The following is a 14,392-nucleotide window of genomic DNA, read 5'->3' as shown; positions in this document are numbered from 1 at the left end:
TGGTTTCTATCTCAGTTGTCCGGATACAGTGAAATAAGAGCTTGATTCATTCATAGGACTGATCATTTGACTTATCTAGTGAAATATCAGTATGTTCTTTAACATAAGATATTGGCTTTTAGACAATGAATCAAACATCAAATTATTACAATCAACATGCTCAAGCATTTTTTGAAAATACCTATCAGGTTGAGATGGAAAGTCTTTACGTACCATTTCTAAGATATTTGCCGGAACAGGCATTGATCCTAGATTTGGGCTGTGGCTCGGGGCGGGACACTTTGGCATTTAAGAAAAAAGGCTATCAAGTTGAGGCAATTGATTATTCTGCCGAGCTGGTTAAAAAGGCCAGGGAGCTGACCAATATTGAAGTACGTCAGCAAAGTTTTTATGACCTAGCTGAGAATAATAAATACGATGGTATTTGGGCTTGTGCATCTCTTTTACATTGTGAAAGAGATCGCCTAACTGAAGTGCTGGGGCTTATATTCAAAGCATTAAAGCTAAATGGTGTGTGTTACATGTCTTTTAAGTATGGCAATACAGACCGTGAGATAGAGGGGCGTAGCTTTACTGACTTGAATGAACAGCAAGCTCATGACTTACTCAAACAAATAGATCAGGCTTTACTGTTACAACAATGGATTACTGTAGATAAACGTCCAGAGCGTACAGAAGAGTGGATGAATATTCTGATTAGAAAAGTGCAGGCTTAGATATGTTATTCAGTATAGCCGAAATACCAACCCCTCAAGAACAGTTGAAATTCTTAAAGCATATTCAGCAGATTTTGCAGTCAGGGACTTTTACTTCGACATATAAGTTTGCTTTGCTGATAAGTATCACGCGTCTGGCGATTGAACAGGGTCAAGATACCGGTGCTGCCTTGCATTTAGAATATCAGGATATTGCTGAAAAGTTTATTGACTTATACTGGAAACAGTCACTGCCGTTTCAGTTTAACCAGTATGAGCCTTTTACTATTCATCAAAGCACTGGTAAGCAGGCAAAGATCATCAGTGAAATCCAGAAAGCACAGCAACAATTCAAGACCTTGGCCGCGTTGAGAAAGGATGTACTTTACTGGAACAGGTTGAAGCGAGCAGTTGCAACAACGGTAAAGCAAATGCCGGTGGTGTATTTGCAGAATTTGAATGGTCAAACCATAGAGTTTCTCTATAGTCTTGAAGATTCCAAACAGTCCCTCAAGCTGTTGCCCAAGGTGATGTATTGCTTAAGACAATTTAGTGAAATCATTGAAGAGTTGTGCCAGAAGCGCTGGATTGATTTTGTTCGGCTAAACAAGCAGAACCTAGTGGTACTGGATGGTTTGCCTGATCTAGATGAATTCATGTTTGCCCCAAGTCGCAATCAACTGGGGAAGGTCGCGGACTTCTTAATTGACGTACAGCAATGCCAGTGTTTTTACTGTGGCAAAAGCCTAAAAAATTCAAAATATGCCGTGGATCATTTTATTCCATGGTCATTATATCCTGCCGATACCGGACATAATTTTGTCCTGGCGGATGAAAAGTGCAACTCACAAAAAAGTAATTATTTGGCGTCAGAACAATTTCTGCAACAGTGGCAGGAGCGGAACTATCTACATGATCAATCTATTGTTCGGGAAATTTCTCAATTAGGTTTTCTAACCGATCTGCAACGTTCGCATCGGGTTGCTGACTGGGCGTATAAGCAGGCAATAGAGAATGAATATTTAGTCTGGCTAGGTGGAAAAGATAAACATATATTAGGTGTTTAGTCCCATATCTGGAGGGCTTTGTTGCACAAACATACCACTGAAAGCTTTTTCAGCAATATAATTCCCTAATGAAAAAGCCTGCTCCAAAAAAAATCTATCGTACAACAAATTGGTCCTCATATAACCGTGCTCTAATAAATCGTGGAAATATTTCCATTTGGTTTGATCCCTCTACTCAATGGTATGCTCAACAACAGGGTAAACACGGAAGAAATCAAACCTATTCTGATACAGCTATTCAGTGCTGCTTAATGATCAAATCTCTATTCCGAATCTCTTTAGGTATGGTCACAGGTTTTGTTCAGAGCCTCATCAAACTCTGTGGATTAGATTGGACAGCACCGGATTATTCAACTATATGCAGAAGGCAAAAGTATATTGATATTGCGATTAGCTATCAAAAAAGTAGCGATGGTCTCCATCTACTCGTGGATTCTACTGGTTTGAAGTTTCTAGGTGAAGGCGAATGGAAATGTAAGAAACATGGGCCTGAATATCGTCGCCAATGGCGTAAGCTTCATATTGCTATAGATGCCGAAACCTTGCAAATACGTGCTGTACAGCTCACTACAAATAATGTCAGCGACTCACAAGTGTTAGATGATTTACTTGCTCAAATCCCATTGGATGAGAAAATTGATTCAGTCTATACAGATGGTGCTTATGACACAAAGCACTGCCGACAAGTCATTATAGATCGAGATGCACATGCGGTCATTCCACCAAGGAGGAATGCAAAGCCCTGGAAAGATCAACAAGCAAGGTCTATAGAGCGCAATGAGTTATTGAAAACAGTCAAACGGCTAGGAAGATCTCTTTGGAAAAAGTGGTCGGGTTATCATCGTCGAAGTTTGGTGGAAACCAAGATGCATTGCATCAAGTTATTAGGTGATAAATTAATGGCTAGGCGTTTTCCGAGTCAGGTGAACGAGATTCATGCACGTGTAGCAGTACTCAACAGATTTACAGAATTAGGGCGTCCTCATACCCAAGTTGCCACTTAAATTTGGTTCACTTAGGGTAGCTCTACCTTTCAAACCTTTGTGCAACAAAGCCTAATGATTATAAATTTAACCTGATGATATAAATATCTACCTTTGGGTTATAGCATGGGTATTACAAATATATTATTTTAAAGGAAATATTTTAAATTGAAGGGGGTAAGGTTTATGATTAAAGAGTTTAAAGATATTGATAAACTTTCACCTGATGACTTTGAGATATTTATTAAAGATTTATTTGTAGCATCGGGTTGGTATGATGCTGAAATTACTAAAGTAGGAAAAGAGTTTAAGCATGGAGATGGCGGTGTAGATATTTTTGCTTATAAAGGTAAACGAAAATTTGCTATCGAAGTTAAACAACGCAATATACAAACTACAGTAGACGTTAAGGCATTGAATCAGCTTGTTGCTGGTGCACGCTTAGCTAATGTCACTAATATGATTTTAGTTACCAATTCATATTTTACATCAGAGGTAAAAGTTCGTGCTTTAAGGTTAGGTGTTGAACTTATAGATCGTGATGAATTACAAAATTTGTGGGTTGTAAAGCATTCCGAAATTGGTCGAGAGATTAAACCTCGTAAGTATCAACTAGATGTAATTAATCAAGCTATAACTAAATATGAAAATGGTAAGACTAAACTTTTGATAGAAATGGCTACTGGATTAGGTAAAACTTATACAGTGGCTCATTTAATTAAAAAGTTAATTCAATCAACTGAAAGAAGACCAAAAATTCTATTTTTAGCACATCAAATTGAAATATTACTTCAATCTGTTACTGCTTTTAAAAACGTATTAGGGATAGGTAACTATAGTTTTTCTGCTTGTTTTTCTGGATCTAAACCAGAAAAGACAGATTTTGTATTTGCTACTTTTGATACGCTTTATGGGCAAATAACTGAATTATCAGAAAATTTATTTGATTTTGTTATTGTGGATGAAGCTCATCATACACCAGCAAGGACTTATTTAGATGTAGTAACTAGTTTTAATCCAAAGTTATTAATAGGGTTAACTGCAACACCATATCGTGCTGATAATAAAGATGTTATTAATTTTTTTGGTGGTGCTGATGGACATATTGGTAAATTTGATCTTATATGGGCTCTTAAACATAGAAAACTAGCATTTCCAAAATACTTAGTTCTGCTTGATGATCTTAATCAAGATAAAATAGATCAGTTAGAAAGCGGACTATCTATCGCAGATTTAGATAAAAAATTATTTTTACATAAGAAAGATCAAGAAGTAGTCCGAATTATCGAAGAAGTAGTTTCTGAACAAGAAATTGATAATGTCAAAGGTATTATATTCTGCCGTAATATTAGACATATGAGACATTTGATAGGCTTTTTCAAATTAGGTACTGCAACATTAGTTCATTCAAAGATGTCAGACCAAGAACGACGTGAGAATATTCGTAATTTTCGAGAAGGAAATTGTAAATACATTTTAGTTTGTGATTTATTCAATGAAGGTATTGATATTCCAGAAACTAATTTACTCGTATTCATGCGCTATACAGGGTCAAAAACTATTTGGCTTCAGCAGCTAGGTCGAGGTTTAAGAAAAACACCAAATAAAGAATATGTACATGTTTTAGATTTTGTTGGATCGCTAGAGAGATTGAATGAAGTCAAAGAGTTATCTAGAGCAGTCCAAAGGCTACCACTAGATCGTGAAAACTTAATTGATGAAATAAGTGATGCAAGTACACCACAAATATTTCATGATGGTTCTTTAGAAGTAAAATATAGCGCTGAGGCTGCGCGAGTATTATCTTTGATTGAAGATATGAAGTTTTTACTTAACAGCCGAGAAATTTTACTTGATAAGCTTAGATTTTATAAGGAAAAAAATGATGTAACGCCGTCAATTTCAGAAGTAAAAGACAGTTTAGTTAATGTAAGTTATGATCAAATTGCTACACATTTTGGTTCTTATTATAGTTATCTTATGGCTGCTTTCGGAGATGATATTGACCAACAATCGATGGTAGATAAATTACAAGAATTTATAAAAACCTTTTATTCCAAATATAATATGATGCCAAGTCTTCGAACGATTTCTCTAAATTTCATGGAAGAGCAGTTATATGAGTTTAGTGAAAAAGAAATCCAGTCATTATTACCAAACTTAATGAAACTTGAAGCTGAAATATCTGTTAATGCTATTGAGGATATTGAATTAGATAATGAATTAAAAAATTCTTCTAAAGAATGTATTTTAATTCAAAAATATAAGTCTAAAATATTCTCACGTGGAGATATCAAGAAGTTGTCGGTAAATGATCAATTAGAAATAAAAGAGAAATATCAATCTATTTCTGTTTTTTTAAAGAAGTTAAAAGATGTGCAATAAAATAGAAACCTTATTCATTTCTAAAAATTTAGATGATTTTAAAATTCCTGCACTAAATACCAAGATAGATGATTTGATATTGCCTGATCGTTTCTTAAACTTGGTAAAAAAACTTAAAAACATAACCAAATTTCATGCTGGTTTCAAGTTAGGAGAAACTTTTGGTGATTTAATAAATTTCAATAGGTCTGAAATATCTAAACTCCCAGGAATTGGTCCATCATATATTAATACTTTCGAAGAATTGAAGTTATTAGTGCAATCAGCGGATATATTCGAGAGTAATAACTATAATTTAAATAAGTCGGATGAATTTTTGGAAAAAATTATAGAAAGGGAGTTAGATGATTTTGTATTGCCTGAGCGTTTTTCAAAATTAATTAAACGTCTCAGAAATATTAGTTTAAACGATAAAAATTTTAAATTTATTAAAACAATTGAAGATGTTGTTAATTTACCAGTTTCTGAAGTATCTTCATTATCAGGTGTAGGCGTTGGTTATATTGAAACTTTAGAGGAAATGAATTTACTACTTAAAACAGACCCTGTATTAATATTGGGTACTAATTATTTAGCTTCTTATCAACAAGATATTGAGGTCAATAATTTTGAAATTCCTCCATTACAAACAAAATTAACAGATCTGCAGCTGCCAGATAAGTATTTAAAATTAGTAAAAAGACTTAAAAAAGTTAGTATAAATAGCCCAAATTTCAATTTGGGTGAGACATTTGCTGATCTTATAAATTTATCTATATCAGAAGTTGAAGCGCTTCCCTGGATTGGTAAAAGTTATATTCAAAATCTTAAAGAGTTAAAATCCTTTGTAGAATTAAAGTCAAGTAATTCTATAAATGATGAAGATAAAATAGATATTACTTCAGCTGATTTTAGTAATATGAGAATATCATTTATTAATATTGACGATAAATTTTTAAAAGCTTTAGAGAAATATATTAAATATATAGGCAGAGATAATTTATCTAATCTTATTATTGAAATATTAAATTTAAATAGAAATGGTTTAGAAAAGCTACCAGGCTTTGGTGATTCGGTTATAAATAAATTAATCGAATTTAGAGATTTGCTAAAAGAAGAGATTAAATTAATTTTAGTCGGGGAAATTAAGTATGAAGAATTTGAATCTAATTTTATTTTTCCTAGATACTTCAATAGGCTATCATTATCAAAAATTGAGAAAATATTATTAGAAGATATTGATTTATATTTTGATAAAATAAATGAAGAAGATGTTGATATTTTGCAGAGAAGATGGGGGTTTGTAGAAAAAAAGCAAACACTTGAAGAAGTAGCTTTAGATTTTAATATTACAAGGGAGAGAATTAGACAGAAAGAATCAAAATTAACTAATAGATTTCTTCAGTCTCTGCGTATCAGTACAGAAGGATTATGGGAATATATTGAACCAGAGTTAAATTCAGACCTGAAATTAAAGTTCGAGGATTTTTATTATTGTTTTTCTAGTGAAAGAGATTTTTATGACTTTTTAGGATTAATATGTAATCAGAAAGATTTATATGAATATGTATATCCAGAAATCGATAAATCAATATTTAATACTTATTTTGCAGAACATGGTGCTCCAATCCAAATCGAGGATCTAAAAGAGTATCTGTTAAGTAACAATAAAAAAATAAGAAATTTTAATAATATTATTAGATATTTTTCTCTACAGGAAATTTTATTAATCAAAGATCAATATGTATGGCCAAAATTGCTAAAAAAATCTGAGGCTATAGCATGCATACTTGTTGATCACAAAAAAGGTTTGCCTTGGTTTGAAGTTGCAAAAATTGTTAATGCAAAAGGGTATTCTAGATATGAGATCGATGAAGACCGTTTAGATAATGCAGCTTTTGATTTGCCTGACTTTATTTACCTTGCCGGTAAGGGTATTTATAAGCATACATCTTTTATTAATGAATCTATTTCCTTAGAGGAAATATTTAATGAATTGAAAAAATATTTTGAAATAAATCAAAGAAATACTTATCATTTAAATGAATGTTATTTAGCATTACCTTTTTTAAAGCAATTTGATTACTATGAAGTCCGGTATTTTGTTAAAAACTTTGGTGAGGACTTTGGTTTTTATTTTAATGGTCGATCACAGGTTGACTCTATTAGCTTAGAACGTGATTTTAAGAATATTACACAAAAAGATGTAATTATTGAAGCTATGAATCGTAGTTTTAAACCCTTAACAAAAGTTGAAGTAGCAAGTTTATTGAAAAGTAAAAGTATTGGCCATGCAGGTTATTATTTGGATCAAATGCTTGAAGAAGGCTCTATCGTTCAAGTAGAAAGGATGCTTTATACTACTCCACAATTAGCCTATAAAAATATTGATCTTAATATATATATTAATGCTATTAATGACATTCTTTGTGAATATTTAAAACCTGTGGAACCTTCTATATTTAAAGAAAAATTGAATTCAATTTTTTCTCAAAGTTATTCAAAATACTTTTATTCTTCTATTGCTAGACTTTATTGTGACGAAAAAGGGTGGTTTAGGAAACAGAATTTATACTCTATTAATCCTATTAAATTTAATAGTTTAAAATCAATATTAGATGCTGTCTGTGATGTTAATAAATCTAATGTGGAAAATGTTGCTCTTTTAGATGAGTATGTAGCAATAACTCGAGAAACTGGAATTAGAGCTATTTTAAATTGGAAGAATACATTTTAATTTCTATATCTGAATCTTACTAAAATGCCAATTACCTTGTTGAGGTAATTGGCTCGAGTAAATACTTCTGTTATCTGGTTATTCTTCTATCTTTCCAATAACATGGTACAACAATTAGATTATTTTCATGCAACCTTGACCATAACCGAACTCCTAAATCCTGCTGCATATGCTGTAATGTGAAATTGGAAATCAGCAGCGTCGATTTCATATTGTCATAACGGCTATATAAGATCTTATGCACCATCTCTATGCGTTTTTCATGTCGGTCATGCAGACCATATTCATCAATTACCAATAAATCAAAACTGGAAAAATGGTCGATGACTTCCCTTTCAGAGCGTGAAGCATCTGACCAGGTATCCATCATTTTTTGAGCAATTTCTGCACTGGTATAGTAGCGTGCAGATTTTGTACTGTTATGTAGAATGTTGCGAATAATTGATGCACTCAGATGGGTTTTACCTGTACCTGGTGTACCAATCATCAACATGTTCGGGTTGTGGTCAGAAATAATCTGTTGTGCAAAGGCCTGACATAGCTTGATGGTATTGTCTTGTGCAGGGCATGCAACTACATAATTCTTGAAGCCACGATCCAGGTAGCGTTTATTGAGCCCTGAGTTTTTAATTTTTTGCTGCAGTAATCGCTGTTGCAGTTCGTCCTCATAGGTTGCATGTGACGACTGGACAGTTTCTTTGGCACACAATTTACAGAGTCTGTGACCCGCAATTTCCATTAGGGGTATATGATGGGTAGGGCAAAGTGTTTCCGTTGTTTCTGCGCGAAACTGGAGTGTTTTAAGCAGGGTATTCATGGCTGATCTCCTAAATCCATTTTGAATTTTCTAAAAAACTCTCATTTTTTTCTTCAAAATTTGAAGATGAAGATGAAGATGAAGATGAAGATGAAGATGAAGGGCATGATTCAAGCATGACTTGAGTAATACTCGAGCTATTCTCAGGAATTGCTTGAGCATTTACTTTTCGTTGCTTGGTTGATGCTTGAGCATTACTTGCGGATTTCCCCCAACGTGCTTGAGCTGCATTTTTAGCTTTATCAGATTTCATTTGCTGATTTTGCAATGCCTGGTTTTTTAAACTGGTTAAAAAATTTGAATGAATCTGCTCAGACTCGACTTCAAACAATTCCAAGGCCATCAGCGTATTCAACAAAGTTTTAGCCTTGGTGTGCTGCGGTAATTTCGTGATGCTGCATACGGTTGCTAGGTCATGAGGAATGGCACCATTTTTCCAGAAATCCATCATTAACAGCAGTGTTGCACCAATTTGTTCAGCGGTCATTCGTGCAAATTTTGCCTGTAGGTCGCCAATATATATTGGCATCCAAATTGAAATATCTTTATGCATGTGTTCACCTTTTTATAGATATAGAGGGGCTAAGGTCATCGATTGGATGACCTTGTGTGTTTGTTTTATTGGTGAGCGAGACTCATTAAGCGGAGACGAGCTTGTTGGGCCAGGTCATCGTAATGGGCTTGGCCATCATCCAGCATTCGCTGTAGCCAAAGTCTCAACGCCTGGTGATCATCGAAGCATTTGTTAACCTTCAGCAAAAATGCCAGATTGTTCAGTTTGGGAATGTGTAACTCATGGATTAATTCACGAGCGACCATATCTGCTTCATGACTGACGACCACACCACCAAAGAAAGCTTTACTGTTCATGTGCAAGCTCCTCTGTATTTAGTCTCTCCAGCATGGCTTCAAATGCACTACCATCGCGACGCGTAACATTGGGAATGTAACGGCTATAGACCCGGAACAGCATTTCAGTGGTCGAATGACCTAGCTGACGTGCAATCCATTCAGGATTTTCACCAGCAGATAACCAAAGTGTGGCAGCTGTGTGACGTGTCTGATAAGCACGACGAGGCGTTAATCCTAAAAAGCGCAGGATAGGGTGCCATACACGCTTATTAACTAAACGGTAGTCTAGAGGACCACCATCACGGTTGCAGAAAACAAAACTGGATTTACCATTATTTAAGCTTTTCTGTTGCAGAAAGGCTTGGTACACCCGGTCATTCATCTGGATCGTGCGGTCAGAACCATACGTTTTGGTTCCACCAAGAACACCATTCACTAACGCTTCACGGATATGGATCTCACGACGTTGCAAGTCGATATTTTTCCATTGAAGGCCATCGATTTCACTGGTGCGCATACCCGTAAAAAAGCGGATGGTGTAATAAGGTTTAAAGTCGTCACGAACAGATGTAATAATTCGCTGAACTTCTTCAAGAGAGAAAGGAGTGACTTCAATCCGACCTTCTTTCAAACTTTTTATGTTTTTGTAAGGGCTATCAAAATCATATCGTTCGGATGCGCTATCTAGTATCATACGAAGTACTGTCATAATCTGGTTGATTCGTGATGGTGAAAGGCATTCTTGGTTATTTCCGTATGTCACTTTGGCGAGGGATGAACGGAATCCAAGGATGTCTGACTTTTTAATGTTAATAACAGGAATTGTTCCGAAATATGGAGTTAAATATTTTCTAATAACAATCCTAATTTTTTCTGCATAGCTGCTACGCCATTCTATTTCTTTATCAGCAACCCATATTTCACAGTACTTAGAAAAAACAGGTGCTTTAGAACTCACTGCATTGATTTGGTTTTCAGCAGCTTTAATTTCTGCCAGTCGAGCACTTTTGGGAAAATATTTTGCATAATCAAATACACCTAAGAGCATTTCAGCTTCCATACGTTCAATCGCTTTTTCAAGTTTTTTACGATTGTTAGGTGTATCTTCCATTGCAGTTGTTTCACGGCAACGCTTATTTAAGTACCGAAAATCAATTGTAAGCTTGCCGTATCTTGTACGGATTGAGGCCATGTGATTGAACTCCTATTGTAGTTGTAGGCTATGAAGAGAGCCGAACGAGGTTTTTGTCATATCTTCCTCAATGCGTTCCCAAACAAAAAGAATTTTGCGCCCACCAAATGGGCGAATGTAATGAACGCCTTCAAGTAAGACGCTATCTTTGAGTTGATTTCGGATAGTACGCTCGTTGTAATGAATTCGTTCCGAAAGTTCTTTTGTAGTAAGATACGTGAAGTTCATATGTATATCCTTTTAAAAAGTATCACAATGATGTTATTTAAGATTACAATGCAATACTATAAGCATTTAATACATCATGCAAGTACTTTATTACACAATGGTGGTAATTAATGATAGTTTGCAATTTGCCAGTCTTATTAGCAGAACGCAGAATGAAGGTTGCGGATGTTGCGCGTGAAACAGGGATGAGTAAAACCACTCTGCATAAACTTTATAATGGTCAATCGACTCGTATTGATTTTGAAACTATTGAGAAGCTCTGTTTATTATTGAATGTAGGGGTAGGAGATCTTCTGAAATTACAAGCTGAAGAATCTTAAGACGATGAAATATTTATGAAATTAAGGTGACCAAATTTGGTCACCTTAATTTTTTTAGAGTATTTTTGATTGTGGGACAAGTATGTAGATATTGAGTAAGTAGGGCTGAATTTTAAAAACTTAAAATGATCTGTATTTATCGAGAGTTTTATTGCGTGACCAAATTTGGTCACGATCCTATTTGATCTTGTAAAAATATTGAATTGAAAATAATAGAAGTCTAATGACATAGAAATTTTCGGTGGAATAATTTTTTAAGCAGTTTTGGAAAGGGGTTCTTATCTTTTTGATTTATTGAAGGCACTTTTTGGTCACTTGTGGTCACTATACAAATTGAAGACGTTGGGGTGGACGGTATTTGAAAGCAGCCTAAGAAGATTTTTGATTTTGAAAAAGCTAATAAAATCAACAATAAAAAAGCCCCCATCTTTCGATGAGGGCTTTTTGAATTTGGAGCGGGAAAGGAGACTCGAACTCCCGACCCCAACCTTGGCAAGGTTATGCTCTACCAACTGAGCTATTCCCGCGGAGTCTATCCTGTTTTTTTACTAAAAAACTGAATCGAAAAAAATTTGGAGCGGGAAAGGAGACTCGAACTCCCGACCCCAACCTTGGCAAGGTTATGCTCTACCAACTGAGCTATTCCCGCGGAGTCTATCCAATTTTTTAAATAAAAAACCGAATGAAAAAATTTTGAGCGGGAAAGGAGACTCGAACTCCCGACCCCAACCTTGGCAAGGTTATGCTCTACCAACTGAGCTATTCCCGCATAGCCACGTATAATACATTAAGGATTTTTCAGGTCAATAACTTTATGAAAAACTGTGCATCGTTTGCATAAAATAAAAACAATTTGTTTGAAAATTGGAAGATTTTTGCAGGTCGAAGGCTTCCATTTTGATGAAATCATGCAATTCAGATGGTTTCAGCAACTTTGCGACACAAGAACTTGAACAAATACAGGCTATACTAAGACCAGTTGAACCTTTTTTTGAATTTGGGAGAGCCGTTTTGAGTTTAGAACAGCAATTAATTGAGCGTCTACAGACATTAGCGCCTACACATCTTGAAGTGGTGAATGAGTCCGCAGGTCATGGTGGTTATTTCCCAGGTAAAGAGTCGCATTTTAAAGCTGTGATCGTGAGTGAGGCTTTTGCAGGCTTGCGTTTGGTGCAACGTCATCAAAAAGTCTATGCCGCAGCCGGTGATTTACTTAGTCCGGGGCAAATTCATGCTTTGGCCATTCATGCGTTTTTACCCGAAGAATGGAATGGTCAAGACACTACTAGCCCTGAATGTGCGCATGCACCTAAGTCATCTTAAGGTGAGCCATGGAAACGCAATTAATCATTAAAATCATTCATATGTGTGGCGTGGCTTTAGGCTGTGCTGCCATTTTCATTCGTGCTTTTACGCTGTTTAAAGGGACGCAGGGCAATTTACCCAATCCAGCAGGTCGGAAGTTTTTTGTTGCTTTGCAACATGGCTCAATGACACTAATTGCCGTAACAGGAATTATCTTATTGTTTATGAAAAACTTTGATGTGCAGCCATGGTTCTATGCCAAAGTTGTGCTGTTTTTGGTGCTGCTGTCTTCTTTATCTAAAGCTTATAAGAAAGATGACGGTGTTTTATTGGTTCAGCGCCGTGCGGGCTTATTTATTGCAGCTGTTGCACTTATTTTCATCATTACATTGGTTATAATCAAACCAGTTTTTGGATAAATGGCTTATCCACATGGCCGATTTCAAGGCTTGAGTAGAAAAACAAAGATTAGAGGGTTTTGAATGCGTACGCGTGTGGTATTTAACCAAAAAGGTGGTGTGGGGAAATCGAGTATTACGGTCAATTTAGCTGCGATAAGCGCGCACCAAGGTTTAAAAACTTTGGTGATTGACCTCGACCCTCAAGCCAATTCAAGTCAATATTTGTTGGGGGATGATGCGACGTATTCGGCAGATAAGCCTGCACTTGAACCCAATATTGAAAATTATTTTGAAGAAGTCTTGGGGACACAACAAAGTAAAGGTTTGTTGGGAAATGCCATCGGTTCGATTTTGAAAGGTCGTGCCAAAGGTTTGGAAAGTTATGTGCATGCATCGCCGTATCCACGTTTAGATGTGATTCCTGCCAGTCCAAATTTAGGCGCGTTGGCACATGCCTTAGAATCTAAGCATAAAATTTACAAACTGCGTGATGCTTTGCAGCAGATGAGCGGTCAATATGATCGAGTATTTATTGATACACCGCCGGCTTTTAACTTTTTTACTTTATCTGCGCTGATTGCGGCAGATCGCGTGCTGATTCCATTTGACTGTGATGTGTTTTCAAAACGTGCTTTACAGACCCTGATCGAAAATGTGTTAGAAACGCAGGATGATCATAATGATCATTTAGAAATTGAAGGCATTGTGGTCAATCAATTTCAGGCACAGGCGAAGTTGCCGCGTGAAGTTGTACAACAACTCAAAGATGAAGGTCTGCCTGTATTGGACAGCATGTTACCGCCTTCGGTGCTGATGAAAGAATCTCATCATAAAAATCAACCTTTAATCCATTTGGCTGCAGATCATAAATTGACGCAAGCCTATCAATCATTGTTCAATGAAATTGAGCAAAAGTAGTATCGAGAAAAGTATGAATGCACTTAAATGTGGTCTAGTTGCTTTCACTGCTGTTGTATTGGGTGCATGTGCAAGTACGCCTAAACCAAGCTATGTTTCACCTACACAGTATCAGTCTTTGAGTTGCCAACAATTGCAAAGCGAATACAACCGAATCCACGACTATATTCAAAATGGTGTAGAAACGCCGAAGCGCACAGGCGTTGGTGTCGGTGTTGGCCTTGGTGGTGGCTGGGGCAGCCGTGGAGGTTGGGGCATTGGTCCGAGTATTTCGGTCAATATGGGACAATCTTCAAATACCAAACGTACCGAACTTTCACGCGTTCTAGGTGAGCAAGAAGCGATTGTACAGGCAGCAAAATTTAAAGGTTGTCCGATTATCGTTCGCGCAAATTCGGCTACCGCAGCAAAATCATAAGCGGATCATGAGCTGAGGCTTAGGCCTGTGCTATGAGAAAAGTGTAATAAAATTTGTCAGTAGGTGAGGCGTCTACTGGCATTTTTTTTGAGCCA

15 protein-coding genes and 3 tRNA genes are annotated in these 14,392 nt (G+C 36.0%); 10 read left to right on the top strand and 8 right to left on the bottom strand.

Features of this window, described 5'->3' with window-relative positions; genetic code table 11:
- Positions 1-125 precede the first annotated feature (125 nt).
- From FTV03_RS02585 to FTV03_RS02565, 5 genes are all read left to right on the top strand, one after another.
- Positions 126-716, top strand: coding sequence for a bifunctional 2-polyprenyl-6-hydroxyphenol methylase/3-demethylubiquinol 3-O-methyltransferase UbiG (locus FTV03_RS02585; protein WP_180039813.1), 591 nt, complete (start codon positions 126-128; stop codon positions 714-716).
- 2 nt (positions 717-718) lie between these two features.
- Entirely contained in the window at positions 719-1,762 is a 1,044-nt protein-coding gene (locus tag FTV03_RS02580; RefSeq protein WP_180039811.1) for an HNH endonuclease, read from the top strand.
- A 68-nt stretch (positions 1,763-1,830) separates the two neighbouring features.
- Positions 1,831-2,766, top strand: a complete 936-nt coding sequence (locus tag FTV03_RS02575) for an IS5 family transposase (RefSeq protein WP_180039809.1) — start codon at positions 1,831-1,833, stop codon at positions 2,764-2,766.
- 165 nt (positions 2,767-2,931) lie between these two features.
- Positions 2,932-5,130, top strand: a complete 2,199-nt coding sequence (locus tag FTV03_RS02570; RefSeq protein WP_180039807.1) for a DEAD/DEAH box helicase family protein — start codon at positions 2,932-2,934, stop codon at positions 5,128-5,130.
- A complete protein-coding gene (locus tag FTV03_RS02565) occupies positions 5,120-7,846 on the top strand; it encodes a sigma factor-like helix-turn-helix DNA-binding protein (protein WP_218950601.1) in 2,727 nt (908 codons plus the stop codon). The genes FTV03_RS02570 and FTV03_RS02565 overlap by 11 nt, the downstream gene beginning before the upstream one ends.
- Before the next feature lie 70 nt (positions 7,847-7,916).
- On the opposite strand, the gene FTV03_RS02560 is transcribed toward FTV03_RS02565, so the two are convergent.
- The 5 genes from FTV03_RS02560 to FTV03_RS02540 form a co-directional block, all read right to left on the bottom strand.
- A complete protein-coding gene (locus FTV03_RS02560) occupies positions 7,917-8,663 on the bottom strand; it encodes an ATP-binding protein (protein WP_180039805.1) in 747 nt (248 codons plus the stop codon).
- Positions 8,664-8,673: 10 nt separating this feature from the next.
- Positions 8,674-9,216 carry a DUF1376 domain-containing protein gene (locus FTV03_RS02555; protein WP_180039803.1) on the bottom strand — a complete coding sequence of 181 codons (543 nt, stop codon included), beginning with the start codon at positions 9,214-9,216 and terminating at the stop codon, positions 8,674-8,676.
- Between the two features lie 65 nt (positions 9,217-9,281).
- Entirely contained in the window at positions 9,282-9,533 is a 252-nt protein-coding gene (locus FTV03_RS02550; RefSeq protein ID WP_180039802.1) for a hypothetical protein, read from the bottom strand.
- Positions 9,523-10,707: an Arm DNA-binding domain-containing protein gene (locus tag FTV03_RS02545; RefSeq protein ID WP_180039800.1), complete on the bottom strand. Its 1,185-nt coding sequence runs from the start codon at positions 10,705-10,707 to the stop codon at positions 9,523-9,525. Before FTV03_RS02545 ends, FTV03_RS02550 begins: the two co-directional genes overlap by 11 nt.
- Positions 10,708-10,719: 12 nt before the next feature.
- A complete protein-coding gene (locus tag FTV03_RS02540; RefSeq protein ID WP_004684369.1) occupies positions 10,720-10,935 on the bottom strand; it encodes a hypothetical protein in 216 nt (71 codons plus the stop codon).
- A 110-nt stretch (positions 10,936-11,045) separates the two neighbouring features.
- Here FTV03_RS02540 and FTV03_RS02535 point away from each other — a divergent pair, with 110 nt between their 5' ends.
- Positions 11,046-11,255: a helix-turn-helix transcriptional regulator gene (locus FTV03_RS02535; protein ID WP_025470204.1), complete on the top strand. Its 210-nt coding sequence runs from the start codon at positions 11,046-11,048 to the stop codon at positions 11,253-11,255.
- Positions 11,256-11,706: 451 nt separating this feature from the next.
- Here FTV03_RS02535 and FTV03_RS02530 read toward each other — a convergent pair.
- The 3 genes from FTV03_RS02530 to FTV03_RS02520 form a co-directional block, all read right to left on the bottom strand.
- Positions 11,707-11,782: transfer RNA gene (locus tag FTV03_RS02530), tRNA-Gly, on the bottom strand.
- A 46-nt stretch (positions 11,783-11,828) separates the two neighbouring features.
- A tRNA-Gly gene (locus FTV03_RS02525) sits at positions 11,829-11,904 on the bottom strand.
- 47 nt (positions 11,905-11,951) lie between these two features.
- A tRNA-Gly gene (locus FTV03_RS02520) sits at positions 11,952-12,024 on the bottom strand.
- A 242-nt stretch (positions 12,025-12,266) separates the two neighbouring features.
- Between FTV03_RS02520 and FTV03_RS02515 the strand changes: the two genes are divergently transcribed.
- From FTV03_RS02515 to FTV03_RS02500, 4 genes are all read left to right on the top strand, one after another.
- The gene (locus FTV03_RS02515; protein WP_180039831.1) at positions 12,267-12,578 is read left to right on the top strand and encodes a BolA family transcriptional regulator; all 312 of its coding nucleotides are present in this window, start codon (positions 12,267-12,269) and stop codon (positions 12,576-12,578) included.
- 8 nt (positions 12,579-12,586) lie between these two features.
- A complete protein-coding gene (locus tag FTV03_RS02510; RefSeq protein WP_180039798.1) occupies positions 12,587-12,979 on the top strand; it encodes a SirB2 family protein in 393 nt (130 codons plus the stop codon).
- Between the two features lie 63 nt (positions 12,980-13,042).
- Positions 13,043-13,879 (top strand): ParA family protein, encoded by an 837-nt coding sequence (locus tag FTV03_RS02505; protein ID WP_180003554.1) that lies wholly within the window; start codon positions 13,043-13,045, stop codon positions 13,877-13,879.
- A gap of 13 nt (positions 13,880-13,892) precedes the next feature.
- Positions 13,893-14,297: a hypothetical protein gene (locus FTV03_RS02500; RefSeq protein WP_078191516.1), complete on the top strand. Its 405-nt coding sequence runs from the start codon at positions 13,893-13,895 to the stop codon at positions 14,295-14,297.
- Positions 14,298-14,392: the final 95 nt, after the last annotated feature.

The sequence above is a fragment of the Acinetobacter sp. YH12218 genome, assembly GCF_013417925.1.
Lineage (GTDB): Bacteria > Pseudomonadota > Gammaproteobacteria > Pseudomonadales > Moraxellaceae > Acinetobacter > Acinetobacter amyesii.
The sequence above is the reverse complement of the archived record's forward strand: the minus strand, read 5'-3'. Positions and strand labels throughout refer to the sequence as shown.

Coding starts and splice junctions, on each gene's coding strand:
- FTV03_RS02575 (WP_180039809.1), top strand. CDS start 1,831: ATGAAAAAGCCTGCTCCAAAAAAAATCTATCGTACAACAAATTGGTCC.
- FTV03_RS02500 (WP_078191516.1), top strand. CDS start 13,893: ATGAATGCACTTAAATGTGGTCTAGTTGCTTTCACTGCTGTTGTATTG.
- FTV03_RS02570 (WP_180039807.1), top strand. CDS start 2,932: ATGATTAAAGAGTTTAAAGATATTGATAAACTTTCACCTGATGACTTT.
- FTV03_RS02505 (WP_180003554.1), top strand. CDS start 13,043: ATGCGTACGCGTGTGGTATTTAACCAAAAAGGTGGTGTGGGGAAATCG.
- FTV03_RS02535 (WP_025470204.1), top strand. CDS start 11,046: ATGATAGTTTGCAATTTGCCAGTCTTATTAGCAGAACGCAGAATGAAG.
- FTV03_RS02545 (WP_180039800.1), bottom strand. CDS start 10,707: ATGGCCTCAATCCGTACAAGATACGGCAAGCTTACAATTGATTTTCGG.
- FTV03_RS02585 (WP_180039813.1), top strand. CDS start 126: ATGAATCAAACATCAAATTATTACAATCAACATGCTCAAGCATTTTTT.
- FTV03_RS02565 (WP_218950601.1), top strand. CDS start 5,120: ATGTGCAATAAAATAGAAACCTTATTCATTTCTAAAAATTTAGATGAT.
- FTV03_RS02580 (WP_180039811.1), top strand. CDS start 719: ATGTTATTCAGTATAGCCGAAATACCAACCCCTCAAGAACAGTTGAAA.
- FTV03_RS02550 (WP_180039802.1), bottom strand. CDS start 9,533: ATGAACAGTAAAGCTTTCTTTGGTGGTGTGGTCGTCAGTCATGAAGCA.
- FTV03_RS02560 (WP_180039805.1), bottom strand. CDS start 8,663: ATGAATACCCTGCTTAAAACACTCCAGTTTCGCGCAGAAACAACGGAA.
- FTV03_RS02540 (WP_004684369.1), bottom strand. CDS start 10,935: ATGAACTTCACGTATCTTACTACAAAAGAACTTTCGGAACGAATTCAT.
- FTV03_RS02510 (WP_180039798.1), top strand. CDS start 12,587: ATGGAAACGCAATTAATCATTAAAATCATTCATATGTGTGGCGTGGCT.
- FTV03_RS02555 (WP_180039803.1), bottom strand. CDS start 9,216: ATGCATAAAGATATTTCAATTTGGATGCCAATATATATTGGCGACCTA.